The 25,402-nt window shown below is 73.1% G+C and carries 17 protein-coding genes; 10 read left to right on the forward strand and 7 right to left on the reverse strand.

The window, feature by feature from the left end:
- Positions 1-1,854, forward strand: a complete 1,854-nt coding sequence (locus WMF17_RS11105; protein WP_437649312.1) for an amino acid adenylation domain-containing protein — start codon at positions 1-3, stop codon at positions 1,852-1,854.
- Positions 1,851-5,726: an amino acid adenylation domain-containing protein gene (locus tag WMF17_RS11110; RefSeq protein WP_437649314.1), complete on the forward strand. Its 3,876-nt coding sequence runs from the start codon at positions 1,851-1,853 to the stop codon at positions 5,724-5,726. The genes WMF17_RS11105 and WMF17_RS11110 overlap by 4 nt, the downstream gene beginning before the upstream one ends.
- On the opposite strand, the gene WMF17_RS11115 is transcribed toward WMF17_RS11110, so the two are convergent.
- Positions 5,719-7,050, reverse strand: a complete 1,332-nt coding sequence (locus tag WMF17_RS11115) for a serine hydrolase domain-containing protein (RefSeq protein WP_437649315.1) — start codon at positions 7,048-7,050, stop codon at positions 5,719-5,721. The two genes, WMF17_RS11110 and WMF17_RS11115, sit on opposite strands and share 8 nt — an antisense overlap.
- 125 nt (positions 7,051-7,175) lie before the next feature.
- Here WMF17_RS11115 and WMF17_RS11120 point away from each other — a divergent pair, with 125 nt between their 5' ends.
- Both WMF17_RS11120 and WMF17_RS11125 read left to right on the forward strand, forming a co-directional pair.
- Entirely contained in the window at positions 7,176-8,708 is a 1,533-nt protein-coding gene (locus WMF17_RS11120; protein WP_437649317.1) for an amino acid adenylation domain-containing protein, read from the forward strand.
- On the forward strand, positions 8,708-8,953 hold the full coding sequence (locus WMF17_RS11125) for an acyl carrier protein (RefSeq protein ID WP_437651322.1): 246 nt from the start codon (positions 8,708-8,710) through the stop codon (positions 8,951-8,953). The genes WMF17_RS11120 and WMF17_RS11125 overlap by 1 nt, the downstream gene beginning before the upstream one ends.
- A 15-nt stretch (positions 8,954-8,968) precedes the next feature.
- Here WMF17_RS11125 and WMF17_RS11130 read toward each other — a convergent pair whose 3' ends face one another.
- The gene (locus WMF17_RS11130) at positions 8,969-10,138 is read right to left on the reverse strand and encodes an acyl-CoA dehydrogenase family protein (protein WP_437649319.1); all 1,170 of its coding nucleotides are present in this window, start codon (positions 10,136-10,138) and stop codon (positions 8,969-8,971) included.
- An 812-nt stretch (positions 10,139-10,950) separates the two neighbouring features.
- Between WMF17_RS11130 and WMF17_RS11135 the strand changes: the two genes are divergently transcribed.
- Positions 10,951-13,296 (forward strand): 2OG-Fe(II) oxygenase, encoded by a 2,346-nt coding sequence (locus WMF17_RS11135; protein ID WP_437649321.1) that lies wholly within the window; start codon positions 10,951-10,953, stop codon positions 13,294-13,296.
- Positions 13,297-13,362: 66 nt separating this feature from the next.
- Here WMF17_RS11135 and WMF17_RS11140 read toward each other — a convergent pair whose 3' ends face one another.
- Positions 13,363-15,777, reverse strand: a complete 2,415-nt coding sequence (locus tag WMF17_RS11140) for a TonB-dependent receptor domain-containing protein (protein ID WP_437649323.1) — start codon at positions 15,775-15,777, stop codon at positions 13,363-13,365.
- Positions 15,778-16,392: 615 nt separating this feature from the next.
- Here WMF17_RS11140 and WMF17_RS11145 point away from each other — a divergent pair.
- Together WMF17_RS11145 and WMF17_RS11150 are read left to right on the forward strand one after the other, a co-directional pair.
- Complete coding sequence (locus WMF17_RS11145) at positions 16,393-16,860, forward strand: helix-turn-helix domain-containing protein (protein ID WP_437651324.1); 468 nt, start codon at positions 16,393-16,395, stop codon at positions 16,858-16,860.
- Positions 16,857-19,460: a VIT domain-containing protein gene (locus WMF17_RS11150; RefSeq protein WP_437649325.1), complete on the forward strand. Its 2,604-nt coding sequence runs from the start codon at positions 16,857-16,859 to the stop codon at positions 19,458-19,460. The genes WMF17_RS11145 and WMF17_RS11150 overlap by 4 nt, the downstream gene beginning before the upstream one ends.
- Before the next feature lie 45 nt (positions 19,461-19,505).
- Here WMF17_RS11150 and WMF17_RS11155 read toward each other — a convergent pair whose 3' ends face one another.
- The 4 genes from WMF17_RS11155 to WMF17_RS11170 form a co-directional block, all read right to left on the reverse strand.
- Complete coding sequence (locus tag WMF17_RS11155; protein WP_437649327.1) at positions 19,506-20,408, reverse strand: OmpA/MotB family protein; 903 nt, start codon at positions 20,406-20,408, stop codon at positions 19,506-19,508.
- 106 nt (positions 20,409-20,514) lie between these two features.
- Positions 20,515-21,666, reverse strand: coding sequence for an NAD(P)/FAD-dependent oxidoreductase (locus tag WMF17_RS11160; RefSeq protein ID WP_437649329.1), 1,152 nt, complete (start codon positions 21,664-21,666; stop codon positions 20,515-20,517).
- Positions 21,663-22,256, reverse strand: a complete 594-nt coding sequence (locus WMF17_RS11165; RefSeq protein ID WP_437649331.1) for an isoprenylcysteine carboxyl methyltransferase family protein — start codon at positions 22,254-22,256, stop codon at positions 21,663-21,665. Before WMF17_RS11165 ends, WMF17_RS11160 begins: the two co-directional genes overlap by 4 nt.
- Positions 22,250-23,326: a type III polyketide synthase gene (locus WMF17_RS11170; protein WP_437649333.1), complete on the reverse strand. Its 1,077-nt coding sequence runs from the start codon at positions 23,324-23,326 to the stop codon at positions 22,250-22,252. Before WMF17_RS11170 ends, WMF17_RS11165 begins: the two co-directional genes overlap by 7 nt.
- A 226-nt stretch (positions 23,327-23,552) precedes the next feature.
- On the opposite strand from WMF17_RS11170, the gene WMF17_RS11175 reads away from it, so the two are divergent.
- The 3 genes from WMF17_RS11175 to WMF17_RS11185 all read left to right on the forward strand — a co-directional run bounded on the left by WMF17_RS11175 (position 23,553) and on the right by WMF17_RS11185 (position 25,376).
- Complete coding sequence (locus tag WMF17_RS11175; RefSeq protein WP_437489535.1) at positions 23,553-23,924, forward strand: DMT family transporter; 372 nt, start codon at positions 23,553-23,555, stop codon at positions 23,922-23,924.
- Between the two features lie 78 nt (positions 23,925-24,002).
- Positions 24,003-24,443, forward strand: a complete 441-nt coding sequence (locus WMF17_RS11180) for a DUF3574 domain-containing protein (protein WP_437602021.1) — start codon at positions 24,003-24,005, stop codon at positions 24,441-24,443.
- Positions 24,444-24,683: 240 nt separating this feature from the next.
- On the forward strand, positions 24,684-25,376 hold the full coding sequence (locus WMF17_RS11185; RefSeq protein ID WP_437602022.1) for an SCO family protein: 693 nt from the start codon (positions 24,684-24,686) through the stop codon (positions 25,374-25,376).
- The last annotated feature ends 26 nt before the right edge of the window (positions 25,377-25,402 follow it).

Raw genomic sequence — 25,402 nt, forward strand, 5'->3', positions numbered from 1 at the left:
ATGACGTTCTCGTTAGATCAACTGCTCCGGCAGAGCGCTGAGCGAACCCCCGACAGGCCGGCGCTCCGGTCGGCGGCCGGCGAGCGGACCTACAGAGAGCTCGACGAGGCCGCCTCGGCCGTCGCCGGCTTCCTCGTCGAGCGCGGCGTGCGCCGCCAGGATCGCGTCGGCGTCTACCTCCACCGGGGGTTCGACTCGATGGCGGCGATCTACGGGATCCTGCGGGCGGGCGCGGCGTACGCGCCGTTCGACTCGGCTGCGTCGGAGAGTCACCTCGCCGCCGTCGCCCGCGACGCGGACATCCGCGTGGTGCTCTCGGAGCCGGCGAAGGCGCCTCGGTTGCGGAAGCTGCTCGCGCTCGGGACGCCGATCGAGACGGTGGTCGGCGGCGACGACGGCGGCGGGCTGCCCGTCTCGGCCCCGAGCTGGTCCGAGGTGGCTGCGGCTCGCCCGCGCTCGGACATCGGGGTGATCGAGGGCGATCTGTCGGTGCTGTTCTACACCTCCGGGACCACCGGCACGCCGAAGGGCGTCGCGCACTCGCACCGCAGCATGCTCTCGAACGTCGCGTGGGCCCTCGACAGGTTCGGCGTCCGCGAGACGGACCGGGTCAGCAACGTGACCTCGCACCACTTCGATCTCTCGTGGTTCGAGCTGTTCGTCACGATCGCCGCCGGCGCGCTCCTGGTGCAATTCCCCGAGGACACCGTGAAGTTCCCGGCGAGCCTCGCCGGCGCGCTGGAGCGCGAGCGCCTCACGGTCTGGTGCTCCGTCCCGTCGCTGCTGGTCGGGCTGGTCCAGCGGGGCGACCTCCAGGCGCGCTCGCTCGACACGCTGCGCTGGGTGCTGTTCGCCGGCGAGCGGTTCCCGGTCCCGCACCTGCGCCGGCTCATGGAGCTCGTGCCGTCGCCGCGCTTCTGCAACATGTACGGTACGACCGAGACGCACATCGCGGCGCACTACGAGATCCCGCCGCTGCCGGCCGGACCGCCGGACGTGTTGCCGATCGGGCGCGCCTGCGCCCACGTCAACCTCGAGGTCGTCGATCCGGAGGGCGTCCCGGTCCCGCGCGGGCAGGAGGGGGAGCTGGTGGTGCGCGGGCCGAGCGTGATGGAGGGGTACTGGCAGCTCCCCGAGCGCTCGGAGCGGGCGCTGCGGCCGGTGGCGTTCACCCCGTTCGGGCCGCAGCGCTGCTACCACACAGGCGATCTCGTCGCCGAGCAGCCGGACGGCGACCTCGAGATCCTCGGCCGCGCCGATCGCCGCGTGAAGGTGCGCGGCCACCTGCTCGATCTCGACGAGGTCGAGCGCGCGCTCCTGGCCCACGAGACCGTGCAGGAGGCGGCCGCCTTCGTGCTCGGGGAAGAGGGCGCGGACGCGGATGTCGTCGCCGTCGTCGCGCCGAAGCCCGACGCCGCGATCGAGCCGCCCGCGCTGCGCGCGCACGCCGCGTCGCGGCTGCCCGCGTTCGCGGTCCCCTCGACGTTCGCCGTCGAGCCGATGCTGCCGAAGACAGGGTCCGGCAAGCTCGATCGCCGGGCGGTGCAGGAAGGCCATCGCGCGCGGGTCGGCGTCGCCGCGGCGGCCACCGAGGCACCGGCGGCCGCGCGGGAGGAGGGCGACGACGCCGATCCGATCCGCGCGTTCCTCCGCCGCGAGGCCGCCGCCGAGGGGCTCGATCTGGACGACGACACCGACCTCTTCGTCGTGGGCGTGGTGGACTCGCTGTGCGCGCTCCGGATGGTCGCGTTCCTCGAGGGGCACCACGGCATCCACATCCCGAACGACAGGCTCGCGCAGGAGAACTTCCAGACCATCCGGGCGATCCGGGCGATGGTGGAGCTGCTCCGATGAGCGACGAGGCGCTCCTCGTCTTCGACCGAGCGCTGATCGAGGAGCGCGCCTGGTGGGTGCGGCGGCTCGCCGACGTCGACGCGCGCACGGAGCTCCGCCCCGACGCGGCCGGGCCGGCGAACCGGCGCCCGGCGCGCTTCACGGAGCCGATCCCGGCGCCGCTCGCGGCCGGGATCGCCGACCTCACCGGGAGCGCGCCGCTCCTCGTCTACACCACGCTCCTCTGCGGCGTGGCCGCGTGCCTCGCGCGCACGCACGATCGGCGCACGGTCGTCGTCGGCGCGCCTGCGTGGACGACGGCGCCCGCCGGCGGCACCGACGCGGTCGCGATCCTCGTGGAGATCCCGGCCGAGGCGACCTTTCGCGAGCTGCTGGTGGCGCAGCGCGAGCAGCTCCTCCTCGTCGCGCAGCGCCAGCGTTATCCGCTGAAGCGGCTGCTCGCGGACCTGGGCCTGACGACCCGGGGCGCATCCCCGCTGTTCGGCGTCATGGTCGCGTCGGCGTCCCTCCATCGCCCCGCGCCCTCCGCCGGCCAGGACATCACGATCACGCTCGACGCGTCCGGCGCGCCGGCCCTGGAGATCGAGCTCTTCCCCGAGCGACACGCGGTGTCCACGGTGAGGCGCTTCGCCGGCTACGTGCTCCACCTGCTCTCGGCGGCGCTCCTCGATCCCGACCGGCCCGTGGCCGACCTCCCGATGATCGGCCCGGAGGAAGAGCGGCGCCTCGTCGATGGCTGGGAGGCGCCTCCGCCGGCGGTCCGCAGCCGCGCCCACGCGCTCGCCGCCGGCGCGAACCTGACGCGCAACCAGCTCCTCGTGTGGACCGGGCAGAAGCTCCAGCCCGGCGTCCCGCTCTACAACATGGCCACGCTCTCGCTCGTCGAGGGCTCACTGGACCCGGCGGCGTTCGCGGCCGCGTGGCGCGAGGTCGTGGCCGGCACCGACGCCCTGCGCACCGTGGTGCGCGAAGAGGCGGGCGAGCCCCGCGCTGTCGTCGTCGACGGCTTCGCCGAGGTCGTCGAGCACCTCGACTGGACCGGCGATCCCGCGCCGGTCGATCGCCTCGACGCCTGGGCGCGCGAGCGGCAAGCGCGGCCGCTCGACCTCGCGCGCTGCCCGTTCGACTGCGCCGTCATCACGCTCGGCCCCTCGCGGTGGGCGCTCTACCTGTGCGCGCACCACCTGATCACCGACGGGGTCACGAGCGCGCTGCTCTATCAGCGCGCAGCCGAGCTGTACGAGCGGGCGCGCGCCGGCGAGCCCTTGACGCACCCGCCCTGGCCTCCGTTCGCGCGCCTCGTCGCGGCCGATCATGCGTACCGCGAGGCGCCCGCCTCCAGCGACGCGGAGGCGTACTGGTCGCGCCTGCTGCGGCCGCTGCCCGAGCCGCTGCGCTGGTTCGGGCGGTCGCCGCGCCGGTGCAACGCGCGGACCGAGCGCGTCTCCCGCGGGCTCGGGCGACCTCTGACCGACCGGCTGAAGGCCGCCGCCGCGAAGCCGCCGCTCTTCCTGTTCAACGAGGAGCTGTCGCTGCTGATCAGCCTGTGCTGCGTGGTCGATGCCCTCGTCCATCACCTCGCGGGCGCCTCCGACGTGTCGGTCGGCGTCGTCTTCCACAACCGCGGTGGAGCGGCGGGGCGCGACGTCGCCGGCCTCGTCATGGAGGTCGCTCCGGTGCGCGTCGCTGTCGAGCCCGACAGCACGTTCGCGGAGCTCGGGCGCCGCACCGGCGAGCGCATCCGGTCGCTGCTGCCGCACCTGCGTTACTCGGTCGGAAACCCGGGCGGCAAGGACCACTACGACGTGCTCCTGAACCTCCAGACCGGGAGCTTCGGCCCGTTCGGCGGCGCTCCGGCGCGGACGAGGCGCCTCTCGGCCGGTCACGGTCACGAGAGCCTCTCGATCGAGGCGCACGTCGAGGAGGGCGAGCTGTGGCTCGATCTCGACCTCCGCGCCGAGCAGCTCCGCGCCGAGGAGCGCGAGGCGGTCGCCGACCACCTGGTGCAGCTCGTCGAGGCGCTCGTCGAGGATCCGGAGCGCCGGCTCGACGCGGTGTCGATCCACGTAGCTGGCCACGTCTCTGGCCACGTCTCTGGCCACGTCTCCGGCGCGCCTCGGCTCCCGGTCGTCGAGCCGATCCCCGAGGGGCGGAGCGTGCTCGATCTCTTCGCGGTCCAGGTCGCGCGGCGACCCGACGCGGTGGCCGTGGACGGGGAGGACGGTCGGCTCACGTTCGCCGAGCTCGACCGCCGGGCGACGGCGATCGCGGAGCACCTGCGCGCCACGGCGGTCGCGCGCGAGGCGACGGTCGCCGTGTCGATGCCGCGCGGTCCCGCGCTCGTCGCCGCGGTCCTCGGCGCGCTCCGCGCCGGCGCCGCCTGCGTGCCGATCGACACAGGCCTCCCGCTCGCGCGGCGCCGGCGGATGGCCGAAATCGCGGGCGTCGTCGTGACGCTCCACGAGAGCGACGTCGGGGCGCTCGGCGCCGCCTCTTCGAGCGCCACGTTCGCGCCGCCGCACGGCGAGCAGGTCGCGTTCGTCTACTTCACGTCGGGGACGACGGGCCAGCCCAAGGCCGTCGAGCTGCTCCACGGCCCGCTCGCCCGCTACGCGCGCTTCGCCGCGCGCACCTTCGCGCTGAGGGCCGGCGATCGTGTCCTTCAGTTCGCCTCGCCGTCCGCCGACACGTTTTGCGAGGAGGTGTTCGCGACGCTGGCCGCCGGCGCGACGCTGGTGCCGCGCCCCTTCGACGCCGTCGTCGCGCCGGAGGAGCTCCTGCGCGTCTGTCACGAGCGGCGCATCACCGTGCTCGACCTGCCCACCGCCTACTGGCACGAGCTCGCGTTCGGCTGCTCGGCGGACGCGGCGGAGCGGCTCGAGCACGTGCGCCTGATCGTGCTCGGGGGAGAGCGGCTCGCCGCCGATCGGCTGCGGGCGTGGCGCAAGGTCGCCGGGACCGCGCACCGCATCCTCAACACTTACGGCCCCACCGAGGCGACGATCGTGACCCTGACGCACCCGGTGGACCCCCGCGACGGCGTGTCGAGCGAGGTGCCCATCGGCCGCCCGATCCCCGGGACCCGCGCGTACCTCCTCGATCATCGCCTGCGACCCGTGCCCATCGGCGTCCCCGGCGAGCTCTACCTCGGCGGAGACTGCCTCGCGCGCGGCTACAGGTCGGCCCCCGATCTGACCGCCGCGCGCTTCCTGCCCGATCCTTTCGCGACCGAGCCGGGGATGCGCATGTACCGGACCGGCGATCGTTGCGCGTGGCTCGCCGACGGCTCCGTCGAGTACCTCGGGCGCATCGACGATCAGGTCAAGGTGCGCGGTCACCGCGTCGAGCCGCGCGAGGTCGAGGCGGCGCTCGTGCGCGCTGCCGGCGTCCGGGACGCCGCGGTGGTGGCCAGCGGCTCCCCGGTCCGGCTCGTCGGCTATGTCGTCGGCGAGGAGGGGGCGCCTGCGGACTGGGCCACCGCCCTGCGGCGCGCCCTCGCCGAGGAGCTGCCGGAGTACCTCGTGCCGTCCGTGCTCGTCGCCGTCGACCGGATCCCGAGGACGCCCGGCGGCGAGCTCGAGCGGCGGAGGCTGCCCCCTGTCCCCGCCGACCGCGCCGCGGGCAGCGCGTTCGTCGCGCCGCGCGGCCCTGTCGAGGAGGCCGTCGCGTCGATCTGGCGCGACGTGCTCGAGGTGGAGCGAATCGGCGTCCACGACAATTTCTTCGATCTCGGCGGGCACTCGCTGCTCGCCGTCCGCGTGATGGCCCGCATGCTCGAGACCTTCGGCGTCGAGCTGCCCATGCGCGTCCTGTTCGAGCGCCCGTGCATCGCCGAGCTCGCCGAGGCGCTCGGCCCCGCGGCGCTCAAGTGACCCGCGTCAGCTTCTCGTCCCCCAGCAGCACGACCGTCTCCTCCGCGCGCCGCCGCACGAACACGGCGTTGTGCCCCTTGCCTTCGGACACGACGACCGTGTCCGGGCCGAGCGGCGTGAGCCGCCGCCGCCGCTCGCCCTGCACGAGATAGACGTCCTCCCCTTCGACCTCGACGACGGTGGCGCTGCGCTCGCCCTTGAACGTGCCCACGAAGCCCGGGAGGGCCGCCGGATCCGGCAGCATCGAGGGAGGCTCGGCGCCGAGCGCGACGTCGAGCGCGGCGTGGACGAGCTGCAGCATGGCCGACCAGTGGAAGTTGCTCATGACGACCGCTCCCACCCCCACGTCGGGGAGCAGCGTCATCCCACAGCGGAACCCGACGTCCCACCCTCCGTGCCCCAGCGCGCGGTGACCCCGGTGCTCGTACACGCGGAACACGTGGCCCTGCGAGATGCTCGCGTCCTGCTCCCACGGGACGAGCGGCTTTCCCATGTCCTCGAGCGTCTCGGCCGCGAGGACCCTCACGCCGTCGAGCGCGCCGCGGCCGAGGAGCATGCGGACCCAGCGCGCCATGTCGAGCGCGTTCGAGAACAGCGTGCCGCTGGCGGCGTGCGAGCGCGACCAGGGATAGACGGGCGCCGTCGCCACCTCGCCGGCGTCGCCGAGCACGTGCCCCGCGGCGCGGACGCGCGGATCGGCTGGAGGCGCGGACATGCGGGAGGCGCTCATCCCGAGCGGCGCGAGGAGGGTGCGCTCCACGCGACGCTCGAACACCTCGCCCGTGACCTGCGCCACGAGCGCGCCGAGCACCTCGAAGCCGTCGTTGCTGTACACGCGGCGCTCGCCGGGCGCGGCGAGGAGCTCCTTGTAGGGGAGCTCGCTCACGTAGCGCTCGAGCGCGCGGTCGTCGAGCTGGGGATCGTCCCAGAGCGCCAGCTGATCGCAGTCGGGGAGCCCGCTCGTGTGGGTCAAGAGGTGCCGCACCGTGATGTCCTGGGCGCGCGGATCGTCGAGCCGGAAGAAGGGGACGTGGCGGCTGACCGGATCGTCGAGGGAGATCAGGCCCTGTTCGGCGAGCTGCATGACCGCGACGCCCGTGAACGTCTTCGTGATCGACGACATGGGGAACAGGGTCTCGGGCGTGACGGGCGCGCCGGACGTCAGGTCGGCGACGCCGTACCCTTCCGCGAGGACGACGCTGCCGTCCCGCACGATGGCCACGGCGACGCCCGGGGCGCGCTGGCGGCGCATCGCCTCGACCACGAGCGGGCGGAGCCGCGCGTCCAGATCCGGGTTTGACGAGACGACGGTCGCGAGGGTCATGGCGCCGGACTTCGTATAGTGTCGAGCCGGCGCGTGTCAAAACGCGCTGCGGATCGCCGTCGACGGCGCACCGCAGGACGGATTACCCTCCTACCGCACCAGCCGCTCGGACGGCCGCCGGGAAGATGAGCCCCTCGCGTCTCGATTCTTGCTTCGATGAAAGCGCGGCGCGGTATCCCGATCGACCGGCCGTGCACGCGGCAGGGGCGTGGGTCACCTACGCCGCGCTGCGGGACCGAAAGCGGGAGATCGCGGGTCGCCTGCGCGCCCGTGGGCTCGGAGGCGCCGGCGTCACCGTCGGGCTCCTCGCGGAGAAGGGCGCGGAGGCGTATGCAGGACTCCTCGGGATCATGGAGAGCGGGAACATCTATGTTCCGCTCAGCCCGAGGAGCCCGCGCGCGCGCCTCGCGACGATCGTCGAGGAGGCGCGCCTCACCGCCCTGATCGTCGACGGCGACTCGGCCGGCGCGGCGGTGGATCTGCTCGCGACGAGCGCGCGGCCCCCGCTCGTGATCCCGGCCGAGCCCGGCGCGCCGGCGATCGCTGGCCCCGGCGGCGCGCTTCCGGGGCCGCCCGACGACGTCCCGCGCCGGCCCGGCGACCCCTACGCGTATCTGCTCTTCACCTCCGGGAGCACCGGCAGGCCGAAGGGGGTGGGCATCACGCACGCGAACGGCCGTGCGCTCATCGACGCGCTCGCCGCGGAGATCCAGACCACCCCGGACGATCGCTTCACCCAGTTCGCGGAGCTCAGCTTCGACTTCTCGATCGGAGAGCTCTTCCTGTGCTGGCAGGCCGGCGGCTGCGTCTTCGTCCCCTCGTTCCACGAGGCGCTGATGCCGCGATCGTTCATCCAGCGGCACCGGATCACCGTGTGGAGCTCTGTCCCGACGCTCGCGAACAACCTCAAGGTCCTGCGCGCGCTCCGGCCGGGTGTCTTCGATTCTCTCCGCTGGTCGCTTTTCTGCGGCGAGGCGCTCCCCTCGCAGCTCGCCGAGGCGTGGCAGGCCGCCGCGCCCTCGTGTCGGATCGTCAATCTCTACGGGCCCACCGAGGTCACCGTGTTCGCGACGCTCTATTTCTATGACCCGAGCGCGCCCCCTGCGGCGGAGATCGTCCCGCTCGGCCGCCCGCTCGCGCCGGTCCGCACCTTCATCGAGCCGGGGAGCGGCGAGCTCCTCCTCGCGGGGGCGCAGGTCGCGCCCGGCTACTGGCGCGACTCCGCGGCGACGGCGCGCTCGTTCGTCACGCTGGCCGGCGATCCCGGGGGGCTCGTCTGGTATCGCACCGGCGATCGCGCCGGCACGGACGAGCGGTCGGACCTCGTCTTTCTGGGCCGGTGCGACGACCAGGTGAAGGTCCGTGGCCGCCGCGTGGAGCTGCGCGAGATCGAGGGCGTGCTGCGCCGGGTGACGGCGGTCGAGCTCGTGGCCGTCGTCCCGATCCGCGCGGCGAGCGGCCTCTGCGAGGACGTTGTCGCGTATGTGAACCGCCTCGACGGCACGGACGACGAGGTGAGGGCGAGGTGCCGGAGCTACCTCCCCGAGTACATGGTCCCGCGGCGGATCTTCGTCCTCGCGGAGTTCCCGCTCAACGAGAGCGGGAAGATCGACCACCGCGCCCTCGCGGAGCGCGCCGCGGAGGAGGTCAAGAGGTGATGGCCGGAGTCGACCCGAACAGCCCAGAGGCGGTGACGGCCTATCTCACGCAGCTCTGGCAGGACGTGCTGCGCGTGAGCGAGGTGCGCCCGGAGGACGACTTCTTCGCGCTCGGCGGCGACTCGATGCAGCTCGTCCGCATGCTCGTGACCGTCTCGTCCGAGCTCGGGCGCGAGCTCGACTCCGACCTCTTCTTCCAGCGTCCGAGCATCGCCACGCTCGTCCGGATCGTCACCGAGGGCTGACGAGGCGGGGCGCCGTCACGCGCCTCGCCCGTCCTTCGAGACCAGCAGCAGGGCTGCATTCGCGGCGATCAGCCGGTCGTTGCTGATCATCAGCGGCGCCGCGAGCGCGTCGCGGACGTGGCGCGCGACGCTGTGATCGCCGTCGTTCATGTACCCCTCGATGCCGCAGATCTGGAGGCATTCCAGGCAGATCCGCGCCGTGAGCTCGGACGCTTCGATCTTGAGGTGGTTGATCCGGAGCGCCTGGCCGACGAAGGACGGCGCCCGCGCGCCTTCCTCGTCGGTCCTCGCCCGATCGAGCTCGCGGGCGGCCTCGCGGGCGAGGCTCCGCATCGCCTCCAGGTCCGCGCCGATGCGCGAGAGGCGCGTCGCGCCGGGCGGCGTGATGCCCGGCTTCGCCCGGGCGTCGCGCGCGACCCGCGCTCGAGCGACGGCCCATGCGTCCTCGGCCAGCCCCAGCCAGCCGAACGACCAGAGGACGTGCGAGGTGGGTACCAGCGTCTCGGCCGCGATCGTGCGGAAGGGCTCGGCGAAGATCTGCTCGACCGGAGCGGCGGCCGTGAGGACGTACGGCGGGCTGCACGTCCCGCGCATTCCGAGCGCGTCCCAGCGGCCTGTGCGCTCGAGGGTGTAGTCCTGCTTCTGGAGCAGCACGAGCGCTTGCTGGCTCGGGCTGCTCTCCGGTGCGCTGCGCGCGGTCGTCAGGAGCGCGTCGGCGTGCTCGCCGTAGGAGACGACGGTGCATCGCTTTCTCAGCGTGAACCGATCGCCGTCCCGCTCGACCGGAGCGATGCTCGACCGGAGATCGCCGCCGGTGCCCATCTCGGAGGCGGCGGACGCGATCAGGAGCCGCTCGCGCGCGATCCTCCGGAGGTAGTCGAGGAAGAACGGACTTTTCGCGTGTCGCGCGAGGCACGCCACCTGGCTCGTGTGCATCGCGAAGATCGCCGCCGTCGAGGCGCAGGCGCGCCCCAGCAGCGCGCACGCTTCACCGAGCTCTGCCGTCGAGGCGCCCAGCCCCCCGAGCTCGCGAGGGACGGCGGCCGCGAGGGCGCCGGCCTCCCCGAGCGCCGACATGGCCTCGTGCGGGAAGCGGGCCTCGCGGTCGACGATGGCCGCCAGCGGGCGCGCGACCTCCGTCGCGATGCGACCGACCCTTGTGTGCCACGCGTCGCCCGAGCTCAAGCCACGTGACTTTAGAGCAACGCGTGGGGCCGTTTCCAGCGCCTTGATGCGGCGCCGGCCGAGGGGATGCGCTCCAGGATCGAGGTGGCCGCCCCGCGCCTTCGAGCCGGGGCGTTCTTTCGGATGCCTCGGGGAGCGGAGCCGGCGCGCACGGAGCGAGCCTGCCCACGCGGTGACCGCAATCTCGGAGGCCAACGCCTCTTCGTCTATGCCCGGGTGGGTATCTCGAGCGTACGCAAGAGCAGTGAGGGGGCCGGTGCTCCGCGCCCCTGCGCGCGCTGGAGCGCATTGCGAACATGAGACGCATATTGCCAATATTTTTTGGCTCTCTCCCTCTCGAGCATTGCTGCCGTCGCGCTTGACTTCCCACAGGGCGGTTGGGCATGCTCCCACCCAGCTGCGGCACCGACGCCGAACCCCGACGGCTCCTCCCCCGCAGGATCCCTCGAGTGGGGCAAAGGGGAGAGGACTCCTCCGGCGGGCCGGTCGTGTGTCTTCCGATCGCGCAGCTCAACGGGCGGGGGCCGGGGCGGCGCGGTCCAGGAGAACGTCCCATGACCACGCACCGAGATGTGAAGAACATCATCCGCGAGCGACAGGCGAGGACCGGTGAATCGTATACAGCCGCCCGCGCCCACGTGATGCGCGCCCGAGCGAAGCGCCTCGGGCTTCCGCCCGACGCGCCGAGCCCCATAGGAGCCTTCGGCGCCTCACGGCCTCCGGGGCGCCCAATGGAGACGCATCGCGCAGTCTTCCAGCACACGCGGCGAGGCTCGCCTCGTCGAGAGACGCATTTACCAGCGAGGTGAGCGATGTTGGACGAGGTCACGGCGGCGCTCGCGGCCGTCGAAGCAGAAGGTGAGTTCGCGACCGAGCTCGGATGCGGCTCGGACGATCTCCACATCGAGATCGAGGGGGTCGGTCCCATCCGTTTCCCGATCTCGATCGCCGCGGCGCGAAAGCTGTGCGCCGTCGCCGATCCGGCGCCGTACGGGCGGCGCGACAGGACCGTGCACGACGTGCGCGTGCGCGACACGTGGGAGATCGACAGGCGTCGGATCTCGATCGACACGCGAAGATGGCGGCGCACCCTCGAGCCCAGGCTCGCGATCCTCCGGCAGCGCCTCGGGTTGCCGGAGGAAGGCAAGCTCGAGGCCGCTCTCGACAAGATGCTCGTGTACGGCCCCGGCCAGTTCTTCGCGCCACACCAGGACTCCGAGAGGGACGACGACATGGTAGGATCCCTCGTGGTGGAGCTGCCGTCCAGGCACGAAGGCGGAGCCATCGTCGTCCAGCACCATCGGGAGACGAAGGTCTTTCCTTCGGCCACGCGGGGGCCGAAGGACCTGTCGCTCATCGCCTTCTACGCGGATTGCCACCACGAGGTGAAGCCCGTCGACGCAGGCTACCGGATCACCCTCACGTATCATCTCCTCTTCCGCGGGGCAGCGGAAGCTCGCGTGCCGCTCCGCCCCCCCGCCGTCGAACGCCTCTGCGCGAGCGTCAAGGCGTACTTCTCGACGCCGGTCGCGATCCCGTACTCGAAGGCTCCCCCGCAGCGGCCGGACCGCTTGATCTACCTCCTGGACCACGAATACACGCAGAAGAGCCTGGGGTGGGGCCGCCTCAAGAACGCGGATCGGCTGCGCGCCGCTGCGCTGCGGCAGGTGGCCGAGCGCCTCGATTGCGAGGTGTACCTCGCCCTCGCCGACGTGCACGAGAGCTGGTCGTGCGAGGGGGACGATTGGGACGACGGATACGGCCGGCGCGCCTTCGGACGCCGTGACGACGCGTCCGATGACGCTCGCGACGCGGAGGACCATGAGCTCATCGAGCTCATCATGACGGACGTCGAGCTCCGCCACTGGGTGGGACCGGACGGGCGGCTCGCGCCGGGCCTCTCGGCGCACCCGGCGAGCCACGAGATCTGCTTCACCAGGGGGTCGGTGGAGATGGATCCGTTCCGGTCCGAGCACGAAGGCTACATGGGCAATTACGGCAACACCGTGGACCGCTGGTACCATCGGGCCGCTCTCGTGATGTGGCCGCGAGATCGCGATTTCGTGGTTCGAGCGAAGATTGACCCGTCCTGGGCCGTGGACGAGCTCGCCGCGCGCATCGACGCGGGCGCCACGGACGAAGCGCGCGAGAGGGCGAACGAGCTCCTGCCCTTCTGGAGCCAATCTGCTCCAAAGGACACCGACGAGAGGTTCTTCCTGAAGCTGCTCGAGGTGTCGGCGGCGCTCGGCGATGCCAATCTCGCGCTCGGGCTGCTCTCGCCGTTGGGACCGCACTGGCTCGGCCCCCGCACGACGCCCGCCTTCGTCGCCCTCGTCCAGCGCTACGGCCTCGAGGCTTCGCAACGGGTCTTTTCCGCATGGGCCGAGGACGCACGCTACGATACGCCGCCGTGGCGCTCGTTCCTCCCTCGTCTCTGCGAGGCGCTCTGGGCCGGCGGAGAGCACGGCAAGGCGCTCGCCGCATGGGTCCTGTCGCGCGAGGTGGCCTCGTTCAAACAAAGCTACACCGGCGCGCTCCGGCTGCCCGGGGCCCTCCGGGAAGAGGGCGTCGAACGTCACCTCGACGACACGCTTGCGCTGCTGGAGACCGCCGCCGTGATCCAGGCGCCGTCCATCCGCGACGACCTCATCGCCTCCCTCACCGCGCCCGAGACGGCGCTGCCGGTCATGATGGCCGGCGCGCTGCTCCGGAGGTGCCGGGAAGGACGCACGCCCGCCGCAGTGAGGGCCCTCGGGCTGCAAGCGCTGTATCGCCGTGTCGTGGGTTCGCTCGAACGAATCCTCGCGGCGAAGTCGCGCAGCTCGGATGACTGGTCGATCGAGCCTCCGTCCGGATGCACGTGCGACCTATGCAAAGGGCTCTCGGTGTTCCTGCGCGATCGAGGCCGGATCGAGCATGCGTGGCCTCTTGCGAAGGAGCGGCGGAGGCACATCCATGACGTCATCGAGCTCCATCGCTTGCCCTTGACCCACACGACGATCCGCAGCGGGCGCCCCCAGACGCTCGTCCTGACGAAGCAGAAGGCCCTCTTCGAGCGCGACGCCGAGCTGCGAGCGCGACAGAAGGCCCTCCTGGCCTGGCTCAAGAAGGAAGGGAGGGCGTTCTCGGAGACCCACCCGAGCGCCGCCTCCTCGTAGTCCGAAATCCCCTGCTGATGCGCGAGCGCGCGCCTCGTCCACGCTCATCTCGTCCCGCTGCGTCCGTCAGAACCCGCCCTCCAGGCCGAAGTTCGGGATCGTGACCGGCCCGAACTCGGTCGGCTCGCACGACGAGAACGCATCGCACATCCCCGGCATGGTCTCCTTCGACAGCGTGGAGTTGAGCACGTCGAGGACGAGCGACAGCCAACCTGACTTCCCGATGGGCCAGCGCTTCTCCAGGCGGACATCGAGGCGGAAGAACGGCGGCAGCCGCTCCCACCGCGGCGCTCCGCCGGCGAGGGGTCCGGATCCTCCAGGGACGCCGCCGAGCGGCGGGAGCGTCGCGCCGCCGATCTTCTGGGGAAGCCCGGAGTAGAACACGAAGCGCCCGCCAGCCCTGTATCCGCGACCGAAGTCGTACGTCAGCGCGACGTTCGCCACGTGGGCCCGATCGAACGAGCTCACCTGCCGGCTTCGGCCGATGCTGCGGGTGGAGCGGGACAGCGTGTACGACGCGAATCCACCGACGCGCCGCGTGAGCTTCCGGTGGGCCGACAGCTCCACGCCGGTCGCGGCGCCGAGCGCGCGGAGCGTGAAGGCGTCCTCGATCGAATCCAGGCCCAGAGAGCCGAGCGCGTCGGTCATGTTGAAGAACGCGTTGTGGAACACCGAGACCGTCGCGGTGATGTCCTCCGGCAGCGCGACCTCGAGGCCGGCGCTCGACTGGAAGCTCCGCTGGAGGCCGCCGTCGAGGCCCGGGCGGAAGCCGGGGATCGGGACGACGAAGCTCGGCAGCTGGGACGCGAGGCCGTGCGCCTGCACGAACGTCACGCCGCGCCCCAGGGAGAGCCGTGCAGATAACCGCGGATCGACGGCGAGCGCGACCGTATCGTCCGAGCGGTAGAGATCGAGCCGGAGCCCCGGCGTGATGCGCAGGCGCGAGGTGACCGCGATGTCGGATTCGATGTAGCCGCCCACCGTGAGGTCGACACGGCTCGAGAGGAAGTCGTCGTCCGGGGGGCCGCCGGCGTCGGTGTCGAGATCGATCTCGTTGTCGTCGACCACGGCGTCGATGCCGGCGCGGATCGTTGTCTCGTCGGGGAGCCGATGCGCGAGCGTGAGGCGCGCGCCGAGGCTCCGCGTCAGCGCTTTCTGGTCTCCCCCGATCCCCGTCTCGTCGTGGCCGAGCGTCAGCGCGCCGCGCAGCGCGCTGCCCCGGCCATACGCATGATCGTACCGGAGATCGATCCGGTGAAATGTCGTGTCGAAGAGGGTCGTCCTCTCGCCGTCTTCGTCGGTCGCCAGGAAGTCGTGGGCGCCGAACGCGAAGAGGCTCACCCGGCCTTCCGGGACGATCTCGTAGGACAGCCGGGCCTGGTAATCCCAGTAATCGAGCGCGACCTCGGGGGCGGCGAGCGAGAGGAGCAACGCCGTGTAGGAGTAGCGGCCGCCCACGAGCGCGACCCCGCGGCCGCCGGCGAAGGGGCCCTCGACGAGCCCGCCCACGTCGACGAGCCGGAGCATGCCCTCACCGTGCCAGTACGGGAGCGGCGGCGTCGTCTCGCCGGAGACGATCCCGCCCGCGTACCGCCCGTGACGCGCGGGGTAGCCGCCAGGATAGAGGTCGACGCGATCGACGATCCCGGGATGGACAACGGAAGGCCCGAGCCCGAGGTGATAGAGGTAGGGGACGCGGACGCCATCGAGGAAGTAACCGACGTTGCCCGGCGGCGAGCCGCGGACATAGAAGAACGGTAGCCCCGAGACGATGGGGGTCACCCCGGGGAGCATCTCGATGGCGCGGAAGGGGTCGCCGAACGCGCCGGGGACGATCCGGACCTCGCCGCGGCTCAAGCTGGAGACGCCGGGCGCCGGCAGCTCGCCGCGCACGGTGACCTCGAGCGACCGCGGCGCCTCCGGCGGCAGCCCGGGCGCCCTGGTCGGGCGCTCCGGCGCGGGCGCAGGTGCAGGCGCGGAGGCGCTGGGCGGCGCGGGCGGCGCGGCCTCGATGAAGCGGACCTCGACGCGGATCTTGGCTGCGACCGGCGCGCCGTCCCGGGTGGCCGGCGCAAAGCGGAACGACGTCGCGGCGGCCATGGCGGCCGATGCGAACGGCTCGGGCCCCTCCTCGGCGATCGCGGAGCGGACGGTCCCGTCCGCGTTGACCGTGAGAACGAGGCGAACTGTCGCGTCGCCGTGCGCCCCGTCAGGGTAGTCGGCGCCGAGCGCCGTGAGCGGCGCTGGTGGGACGAGCGCGGCGGGCGGCGTATCGCGGGGCGGCGCGGCGGGCGGCGCATCGTGGGACGGCGCGGCGGGCGGCGTATCGTGGGACGGCGCGGCGGGCGGCGCATCGTGGGACGGCTCCGCCGGCGGCTTGGCATGGGGCAGCGGCGTGTCGGGCGCGGCGGCGGCGGGGCGCGGCGCGAGCGTGCTTGCGAGCAGCGCTGCGGCTGTCGTGGAGCTCCGGAGGAAACGCATCGCCGTGCCGTGGAGAGGCGACCGAGCGAGGACCAGAGCGGAGCGCTGCGCCGTGGAGCTCGGAGGCCAAGGAAGCGAGATCATAGGGGATTTATCGTGAGCGGCTCTCGAGCCGACGTCCTGATTGGCTTGCAGCGAACCGGTTGCGTCTGGCTCGCTCTCGTCAGCATCCTGCCGGGGCCGGCCGCCCTTCGTCCGTATCGTGTGCTGTCCGGCAGGATGGCAGGGGTGTCGACCCGACCCTCCGCGAAAAAAAAGCGCCGCGCACCGGGGCTGTCCCGGAGCACGGCCACCCTCTTCCATCACGATCTACGCCGAACGACGCGCTCACTTCCTCCTCACCGGCCAGAATGCTCACTTCCTCCTCACCGGCCAGAATGCTCACTTCCTCCTCACCGGCCAGAATGCTCACTTCCTCCTCACCGGCCAGAATACAACGTCGGAGAACGCCCGGGTGAGCTCCTACGAGCAACGAGCACCGCGTAGACGCCGCTCTCCGGTCACACGAACGACGCCCGCGGGCAGTAACCGCACGCGCCCTCTCCCGACGCGCTTTCTCTCGACGTGAGTGTCTACTTGACAGTTTTAGTGTCACGATCCAGGATGCTCCCCGTGATGACGTACAAGCTCGACGAGCTCGCGGGCGAGGCGGGCGTGGCGCCGCGCACGGTGCGGTATTACGTGCAGCGCGGCCTCCTGCCGGCCCCCGAGTTCCGCGGGAAGGACACCTCCTACGGGCGAGAGCACCTCGCTCGGCTCCGTGCCATCAAGGTCCTCCAGCAGGCGCACCTGCCGCTCGAGGAGATCCAGGCGCGCCTCGCTGGCGCCGGCCTGGACGAGATCGAGCGCCTCGCCGCGGGGGCGCCGCCCGCCGCGCAGGCGGCTCGCTGCGCCGGTCCGGAGGCGGCGTCCGCGGCAGAGCCCCCCGCCGCCGGAGCGCCGCGCGGCGGGCGCTGGGAGCGGGTCGAGATCGCCGACGGGGTGGAGCTCCACGTGCGGAGCGACGCGCCCGAGCGCTCGCGGCGCATCGCCCTCGATATCGAGTCTCGCTACACACCCCTTGCTCCGAAAGGCTCGCGATGATTCCGACCACCGATCCCTTGCGCCCGGCGACGACGCCGATGTCGTGTCTATGCACCTCGGCGGGCCACCCGGTCCCGCTGCTCGGCGTCTCCCTCTCGGGGGAGGTCTTCGGCGGGGTGGCGCGGCTCGTGGTGCGGCAGCGCTACCGGAACGAGGAGCGCCGGCCGATCGAGGCGATCTACACCTTCCCGCTGCCGAGCGAGGCGAGCATCGCGGGCTTCGCCATGGAGTGCGCCGGGCGCAGGCTCGAGGGGGAGGTCAAGGAGCGGGAAGAGGCGTTCCGGGACTACGACGAGGCGATCGCCACCGGGCACGGCGCGGCGCTGCTCGACGAGGAGCGGCGCAACGTGTTCACGGCCAGCGTCGGCAACCTCCTGCCCGGGGAGGAGACGGTCGTCGAGGTCGCGTTCGTGCAGCCGCTGAAGGCCGACGAGGGGGCGCTGCGGCTCATGATCCCGACCCTCGTCGCGCCCCGCTACATCCCCGGCGCGCCCGGGGGCGAGCGGACCGCGCACGGCGTCCACGAGCCCACGGACGAGGTGCCCGACGCCGACCGCATCTCCCCCGAGATCGCGCGGGTCGACTACGGCATCACCGTGGACATCGTCTTCGACGTCGGGCGCGACGTCGCGATCGAGAGCCCCTCGCACGCGCTCGCCGTGCGCCGCGAGGAGGGGGGGCGACAGCGCGTGTCGCTCCGGAGCGACAAGGCCGCGCTCGATCGGGACATCGTGCTGATCGCCGCGGGCGCGCCGGGCGTGCAGGCGGGCCTGGTCTGCGACAGGGCCGCCGGCCGGGAGGGGACCTTCGCCCTCACCGTGGTGCCGGACCTGTTCGACGCGCAGCGGTCGTCCGCCCGGCGCGACGTCGTGTTCGTGGTCGACGTGTCGGGCTCGATGCAGGGCGCGTCGATCGACCAGGCGAAGCGCGCGCTCCGCCTGTGCCTCCGCCACCTCGCCGAGGGAGACCGGTTCGGGGTGATCGCTTTCTCCAACGATTTCCGGCTGATGCAGCCGTCGCTCGCCCCGTTCACGCAGCGGACCCTCGAGGCCGCCGACGCGTTCGTCGAGGGCCTCGTCGCGTCCGGCGGGACGGAGATGCTGAAGCCGCTGCTCGCCGCCGTGGGCATGCTCGGCGACACGGATCGGGACCGCGTGGTCGTGCTGTTGACGGACGGTCAGGTGGGCAATGAAGCCGAGATCGTCGATCGGGTCGCCGCGGTGGGCAAGGGGGTGCGCGTCTACACGTTCGGGATCGGGGCCAACGTGAGCGATCTGCTCGTGAACGACCTCGCGCGCCGGACGCAGGGCGCCGCGGAGCTCATCCACCCGGGCGAGCGCATCGACGAGAAGGTGACGGCGCAGTTCGCGCGGGCGACGGCGATCCGGGTCACCGGGATCGAGGCGCGCTTCGAGGGCGTCGACGTCGGCGAGCTCGCGCCGGCCGAGCTCCCGGCGCTCGTCGACGGCGAGCCGTGGGTGCTCCACGGCCGCTACGGGCAGCCGGGGATGGGGCGCGTGGAGCTGCGCGGGAGCCTGCGCGGAGAGCGCTTCCACCTCGAGGTGCCGGTCGAGCTCGCGGCGGAGGCGTCGCGGCCCGGGCTCGAGGCGCTGTGGGCGGAGGCGCGGGTGCGTGAGCTCGAGGCGTCGGAGCGAGGGCTGTCCGGCAAGCGCGCCGAGGCGATGCGCAAGCGCATCGTGGACCTCGCGGTCCGGCACCGGGTCGCCTCGAAGCACGCGTCGTTCGTGGTGATCGAGCGGCGGACGGGCGACCGGCGGGCCCACGGGCAGCCCGAGGCGAGGCCGGTGCCGGTGAGCGCTCCGGCGGGGTGGGGGATGTCCAGCCGCCGCGGCCCGGCGGGTCCGGCCGCCGTGTTCGCCGCGATGCCGAGGAGCAGCGGCGGTCCGAGGTTGGGCGGTCCTGCCGTCATGAGGGCCAGGGCCGTCGCGCCCGCTCCGATGGCGGTCCACGACGGCCGGTCGATCGACGCCCTCGAGTCGGCGCCGGCCGCCCGCGGCGGCCTGCTGTCGCGCGCCAAGCAGCTCTTCCAGCCGAGCGCCGTGGCCGGACCGGCGGGCGCCGCGGCCCCCGCGGGCGCCGTCGCGGGGGGTCGACCCGGAGGAGCGCAGCACGGGTCCGGGCCGGTAGCGCCCCCGGCGCCGGCGCCGAGCGCCGCTCCCGGAGGGGCCGAGCCGCAGGGAGCCGGCCCGGGGCGCGTCTTCGAGGAGCAGCTCGCGTCCGGGCTCTGGGAGCGCGGCGAGTCGACAGATCTCGGCCGGCTCACCAGCACGGCGCTGTGCCTCGCGGCGTGCCACGAGCAGGGCATCGACTCGGCGCACTCCATCTACGGCGCCCAGGTGGCCAAGGCGGTCGAGGCGCTCTGCGGGCTGGCCGAGTCGCTCCTCCAGCGCGGCGGCGCCGACAGGGAGGTGGCCGCGGCGCTCGCGGCGGCCTACCTGGTGGCGAGCGGCCGGCGGCTACGGGCGCGGGTCCACGACACCGTGGCGGCCGCCGCGCCGGACGCGGTGCGCGCGGTGCTGGGCGAGCTCGGGGACGCGGGGGCGCTCAGGAGAAGGGTCGAGGCGCTGCGGGGCGCGTGACGGGCTCGCCGCGGACGACCGTCCGCGGCCGCGCGCGGCTCACTTTCAGGGATACGTCTCGTCCGCGCTCTTCACGCCGGCTCCCGGGCGGGCCTCTCCGGCCGGACGAGCCTCTCCGGCGGGGCGGGCCTCGCCGGCGGGGCGGGCCTCGCCGGCCGGGCTCTCCGAGATCTGCGCCGTCCCCTCCACCACGATCTCCAGGCGCGCATCCTGCGGCTGCGCGGGGGCACCGCCGCCCGCGTCGGCCGGCGGAAGGTCGGCGAAGCTCGCCAGGCTCAAGCGGGCGACGGGCAGGCCGGCCTCCTTGGGCTGCGCGAGGAAGAGCAGCACGGCGCGCGCTTGCGCGACCGTGACATCCCAGCCGTTGCGCCACGCCACGCCCGGCGTGCCGTTCGCGGTGTGGCCGACGACCTGGTAATCTAGGCCCTTGAGCGGCTCGTTGCTGCGGATGATCGCGGCGATGTCCCGCAGGATCTTCTCGCCCGCCGGGGAGAACGCGTCGCGGTTCCCCTTGAACAGGACCCGCGTCGGGATCGAGATGACCACGCGGCCGTCGCGCGGCGCGACCGTGACCTCCCCGGCGGCGACCGGGAGGAACGCCCTCAGGACACCGCTGTCGCGCTCGGACGGCGGGCGAGCCCCGGCCGGCTCTCCGCGCTGCGCGCCCGGCGCGGCGCCGAGCTCGAGGCCCTCCGCGCCCAGCGGATCTTCCGCCGACACCCCCGCAGCGCCCCCGCGCGCGGCGTCGTCTTCCAGCCGGCGAACGCGCTGCTGGGTGGTCTGCAGCTCGCGCTGAAGGCGCTCGGACCGGTCCAGCTGGGCCTGCATCTCGAACTCGGTGTAACCGCACCCGACGAGGAGCGCGGGCGCGAGCAGCGCGGCAAGGCGGCGCGCAACACGAGCGGTCCGGACGGGGAGGGAAGGGGAGACCCCGGCGCTTTCCTTCACGCTCACCTCTGCGACACCCAAAGCAGGCAATTGCACTTGGCAGGCTCCTTCTCGCCGGATCATCCGGATCCATCCTCCACGCGCCGGGGCGCTGAGCGGCGGGAGCCTATCCGAGCGGTCCTGGTCCCACAAGGCGCCCGCCGGGCCCCGCCGGAGCGCGCGGACGCAGGACCGCGCCGACCGCGTGCCGGAAGAGCCCGGGAGCGAGCGCGAGCGCGGACAGGAGGCCGTCCCGGAGGCGCGGGCGCCGCGCGACGAAGAGCACCGCGCGCGTCGCCACCGCGTAGCGCAGGAAGGCCTGCCGGAACACGCGGGCATAGGCGGCGAGCGGGGCCGCGCCGCCGCCGCGCAGGGCCGCGTCGAGGGCGGTCGACAGCGCCGCCGCGCCGACGAGCGCGAGCGAGATCCCCTCGCCGGTGATGGCGTCGATGTAGCCCGCCGCGTCGCCGACAAGCACGAAGCGGTCGTCATGGAGCCGCGAAGACGCCCGCTCGAGCGGGCCGCTGCCCCGCGCCGTCGAGTCGACGGGCGCGCCCGCGACCCGCTCGGCCAGCGCCGGGAAGCGGCGCACGAGGCGCTCGGTCGACGCGCGCCCCTCGAGGCGATCGCCGTCCCACAGGAACGCCACCCCGACGCGCTGCGGGCCCGCGGGCGTCACGTACGCCTCGACCCCGTCGCCGAGGTGCACCTCGACGAACGACGACCACGGCGCGCACCGGAAGTGCTGGCGCAGGCCGAGCCGGCGCGGCCCCGAGGGCGGCGCGTCCCAGCCGAGCGCGCGGCGCACGCGCGAGCCGAGCCCGTCGGCGCCGACGACGTAGCGCGCCTCCACGACGCGCCGCCGTGTGATGAGCCGCGCGCCGTCCGCCGTCCGCTCGACATCGAGCAGCGGCTCGCCCGCAGCGAGCCGCGCGCCGGCAGCGCGCGCCCGCGTCGAGAGCGCCGCGGACAGCGCCGTGCGGCGCACGCCGAGCCCCCCGGGCGCCGGCAGCGGCGCCTCGACGCGCAGGCCGTCCGCGCGCAGGTACCGGATGCCCTCGATGGGCGCTCGCTCGGCCGGGTCGAGCTCGGACAGGACGCCGAGCTCGGCGAGCGCGCGGCAGCCCTCCGGCATCACGCCCTCGCCGCACGCCTTGTCGATCGGCCACGACGCCTGATCCAGGACGAGCACGTCATGGCCCCGCAGCGCGCAGCCGATCGCGACGGCGAGGCCCGCCGGCCCCCCGCCGACCACCGCGATGTCGCACCGCGCGGTCACGGCGCCGAGGGGCGCTCCGGTGCAGGGCGGCGGGCCGGCACGAGCCGCGGCAGGCCGCCCATCCGCGCCGCGTACGAGGGCCCGAGCGCCTCCTCCTCGGCGCGGATGCGCACGTGGAGCACGGCCGCGTTGAGCGCGCTGAAGACGAGCGCGGTCAGCCACGCGCCGTGGATCATCGGGATCGCGACCATCTCGACGATCACGGCCGCGTAGTTCGGGTGGCGCAGATAGCGGTACGGCCCGCCGGAGACCGGCGCCGCGCCGGGCACGACGATGATCCGTACGTTCCACTGCTCGCCGAGCGTGGCGATGACCCAGTAGCGAAGGCCCTGCGCGAGGAGCGCGACGAGGAGCGCCGCGAGCCCGACGAGCTCGGGGAACGGCCGGTCGAGCGCGCCGACCTCGAGCGCGCACGCGGCGAGGAAGGCGGTGTGCATCAGCGCCATCACCCGGAAGTGCCCCTGCCCGACCTCGACGCCGCCCTTCGCGAAGGCGCGCCGCGCGTTGCGGCGCGAGATGAAGAGCTCGGCCAGCCGCTCGAGCGACACGGCGCCCAGGAAGCCGAGGTAGAGGAGCTCCGAGGTCACCATCGCAGCAGCGCGATCTCCGAGCAGAAGCCAGGGCCGAACGCCATCATCACGCCGTAGTCGCCGGGCCCGGCGCTCGCCTCGTCGAGGACGTCGCGCAGCACGAACAGCACCGACGCGGAGGACAGGTTGCCGAGCTCGCGCAGCGAGCGCCACGAGCGGGCGAGCGCGTCATCGGGCAGCTCGAGCGTCTCGGTGATGGCCTCGAGCACCTTCGGCCCGCCCGTGTGGACGATCCAGTGGCGGATGTCACCGCGCGAGAGGCGGTGCCGCGCGAGGAACGCGTCGACGTCGCGCCGCACGTGCTCGCGCACGAGCGCCGGGACGCCCGCGGAGAGGACGACCCGGAAGCCGGTGTCCACGACGTCCCACCCCATGATGTGCTCTGTCTCGGGGTAGAAGACGGCCTGCGCGTCGAGCACCGCCGCCCCGCCCGGCCGGCCGGCCTCGCGGGCGGCCTGCGCGCCGCGCGCCACGACGGCGGCGGCGCCGTCGGCGAAGAGCTGCGCGGCGATCACGTTCGCCGCCGAGGTGTCGTCGTGCTGCAGCGTGAGCGAGCAGAGCTCGACCGACAGCAGCAGCGACGTGTGCCCCGGGAAGGCGCGCAGCGTGTCGGTGACGCGCCCGACGCCGGCCACGCCGGCCACGCACCCGAGGCCGAAGATGGGCGTGCGCTTGATGTCGCGCCGGAAGCCGAGCCGGTTGACGAGCCGCGCGTCCAGGCTCGGCGCCGAGATGCCGGTGACCGAGACGAAGACGATGTGATCGATGTCCTCGGGCCCGAGCCCCGCCCGCTCGAGGGCGGCGCGACAGGCGCGCTCGCCGAGCTCCAGCGCGCACGTGTTCCAGCGGCGGTTCTGCTCGGCGAACGTCGAGGCCGCGTAGTAGGCGTCGATCGGCAGCGCGAGGTGCCGCCCCCGCACCTCGATCGACCGCCGCACCCGCTCGACGAGCGTGAGCGCGTCGCCCTTGCCCGCCCAGAGCCGGCGCAGCCCCGCGCATGTTTCCTCCTGCGTCGCGTAGTGCGGCGGCAGCGCCGTCCCCACCGCGGCGATCGTCGGCGCAAATGACATATCCACCCCCTCGAAGCTCATGACGCGCGGCAGTCTCGCACCGAGGCAGGCGGCCGGCCACGGCCATTTCGGCTGGGCTCGCCGGCGAAGCTTCACCGAGCGTTGCGCGAGGCGCGAGGCGCGGGGAAGGTGCGCGCGCTTCACGGTTGATCCATGCCGCCCGCTGCGCGAGAGGTCTGCCGGGAAGGCGAGCCTCCGGGGCCCCGGCGCTCGTCGCACAGCAGACATGGCTCAAGGTTACCTCTTCCTCATCATCGCCCTCGTCTTCAACGCGACCGCGAACATCCTCATGAAGCTCGCCTCGCGGCGCGTCCCGCCGATGGAGGGGCTGACGCTCGTCGAGAAGGGGCTCGCGCTCGCGACGAACTACCACCTCGTGCTCGGGCTCGTGCTCTTCGCGTCGAACATCCTGTTTTACGTCCTGGCGCTCAAGCGCATCAACCTGTCGATCGCCTATCCGATCATGTCCTCGGGCGGCTTCCTGATCATCTCGGTCTTCTCCGTCTACTACCTGCGCGAGACCCTCACGACGCTGCAGATCGGCGGAATCGTCCTGATCGCGGCGGGCATCGCGATGGTCGCGTACAACATGAGCTAACCCGTCGCGGCGGCCGTGATAGCTTGCCGGTCGCACGTCGCCGTGCGCCTGAGCGCCCTCGTCTCGGAGGAAACATCCATGCCCGACCGATCGATCTCGCGCGCCCTCCTCGCCGTGCTCCTCGCGACCGCCGGCTGCGGCAGCGCCGCGGCAGACGACAGCGCGCAGCCGGCGCCCGGGATGACCTGCGACGGCGGGGAGCCGATGATCCGGACCGAGCTCTTCTTCGGTCTGGATCGGTTCGACGAGCCCCCCGTCACCCAGGAGGAGTGGCAGGCGTTCGTCGACACGGTCGTGACCCCGCGCTTCAGGGACGGGCTGACGCAGTTCGACGTCGACGGCCAGTACCTCGCGACGACAGATGAGCTGATCCGCGAGGACAGCCGGCTGCTCATGCTCCTCCACGACGGCAGCCAGGCTGTCTCGGACAGCATCGAGGCCATCCGCGAGGCGTACAAGGCACGCTTCAACCAGGCGTCCGTGCTGCGGATCGACGAGCCCGTCTGCGTCGATTTCTGACGGCGGGGACATGGCTGTCTCGCCTCTCCGGCGTGAGCCAGTCGGCGAAGATTCTTGACCTGAAGGGATCGCGCGACAAAGCTCCTCGTCCGCTGGCCAGCCCTCGATCGCCCACGATCGAGGGCGGCGCCGCGTGGCGCCCGCTCTTCGCTCGTCGGAGGATGGCGCTCGAACCCAAGGCGCTCGACGCGAGCGCCCCCTCGCGGGCGCCGATGAGGCCATACCCGCAGTGAGGCCGATATGCGATCTCTCTCGCTCTCCGTGCCGAACGCCTTGCTCCTCGCCGGCGCGCTCGCCGCCGCCTCGTGCGACCGCGAGAGCGATCCGGCGGCTGCCGGCGCTGATCCGGGTCCGCCGCTCCCGGCGCAGGGCGGCGCGGCGGCGGTGCGATCGGCCCCGGCGCCGGGCGTCGCGGTGCCGGACGAGGAGCTCGTGGATCAGGACGGCGCGCCGGTGCGTCTCCGCGAGCTCGCGAAGGATCGCGTGCTCGTGGTGAACTTCGTCTTCACGACCTGCACAACGATCTGCTCGCCGATGACGGCCATCTTCGGCCGGCTCCAGGACGAGCTCGGCGACGCGCTGGAGCGGGAGGTGCGGCTCGTCTCCATCTCGCTGGACCCCGCGACGGACACGCCGGAGCGGCTGAAGGGCTATGCGGAGAAGTTTGGCCGGCGGCCGGGCTGGGTGTTTCTGACGGGCAGCGGCGAGCGCGTGGGCCGGGTGCTCGACGCGCTCGGCGGACGCGCGCCCATCAAGGAGCAGCACACCCCGATCACGCTCATCGGCCGCGCGGCGGAGGGGCGCTGGACGCGCATCGACGGCATCGCGCCGCCCGCGCGCCTGGCCGAGGAGGTCCGGGCCTTCCTCGCGCGGTGGCCGGCGGCGCAGAGCGCGGGCGGGCGGCGGCTGGATGACCCATGGCGGAATTTCTGACGCGCGGGGCGAGCCGCAGCTCGGCA

This window comes from Sorangium sp. So ce362 (assembly GCF_051519845.1).
Classification (GTDB): domain Bacteria; phylum Myxococcota_A; class Polyangia; order Polyangiales; family Polyangiaceae; genus Sorangium.

What these genes read in the sequence shown, in the direction of transcription:
- WMF17_RS11105 (WP_437649312.1), top strand. Translation starts at nt 1, where the DNA reads ATGACGTTCTCGTTAGATCAACTGCTCCGGCAGAGCGCTGAGCGAACC.
- WMF17_RS11110 (WP_437649314.1), top strand. Translation starts at nt 1,851, where the DNA reads ATGAGCGACGAGGCGCTCCTCGTCTTCGACCGAGCGCTGATCGAGGAG.
- WMF17_RS11115 (WP_437649315.1), bottom strand. Translation starts at nt 7,050, where the DNA reads ATGACCCTCGCGACCGTCGTCTCGTCAAACCCGGATCTGGACGCGCGG.
- WMF17_RS11120 (WP_437649317.1), top strand. Translation starts at nt 7,176, where the DNA reads ATGAGCCCCTCGCGTCTCGATTCTTGCTTCGATGAAAGCGCGGCGCGG.
- WMF17_RS11125 (WP_437651322.1), top strand. Translation starts at nt 8,708, where the DNA reads ATGGCCGGAGTCGACCCGAACAGCCCAGAGGCGGTGACGGCCTATCTC.
- WMF17_RS11135 (WP_437649321.1), top strand. Translation starts at nt 10,951, where the DNA reads ATGTTGGACGAGGTCACGGCGGCGCTCGCGGCCGTCGAAGCAGAAGGT.
- WMF17_RS11140 (WP_437649323.1), bottom strand. Translation starts at nt 15,777, where the DNA reads ATGCGTTTCCTCCGGAGCTCCACGACAGCCGCAGCGCTGCTCGCAAGC.
- WMF17_RS11145 (WP_437651324.1), top strand. Translation starts at nt 16,393, where the DNA reads ATGACGTACAAGCTCGACGAGCTCGCGGGCGAGGCGGGCGTGGCGCCG.
- WMF17_RS11150 (WP_437649325.1), top strand. Translation starts at nt 16,857, where the DNA reads ATGATTCCGACCACCGATCCCTTGCGCCCGGCGACGACGCCGATGTCG.
- WMF17_RS11165 (WP_437649331.1), bottom strand. Translation starts at nt 22,256, where the DNA reads ATGGTGACCTCGGAGCTCCTCTACCTCGGCTTCCTGGGCGCCGTGTCG.
- WMF17_RS11170 (WP_437649333.1), bottom strand. Translation starts at nt 23,326, where the DNA reads ATGTCATTTGCGCCGACGATCGCCGCGGTGGGGACGGCGCTGCCGCCG.
- WMF17_RS11175 (WP_437489535.1), top strand. Translation starts at nt 23,553, where the DNA reads ATGGCTCAAGGTTACCTCTTCCTCATCATCGCCCTCGTCTTCAACGCG.
- WMF17_RS11180 (WP_437602021.1), top strand. Translation starts at nt 24,003, where the DNA reads ATGCCCGACCGATCGATCTCGCGCGCCCTCCTCGCCGTGCTCCTCGCG.
- WMF17_RS11185 (WP_437602022.1), top strand. Translation starts at nt 24,684, where the DNA reads ATGCGATCTCTCTCGCTCTCCGTGCCGAACGCCTTGCTCCTCGCCGGC.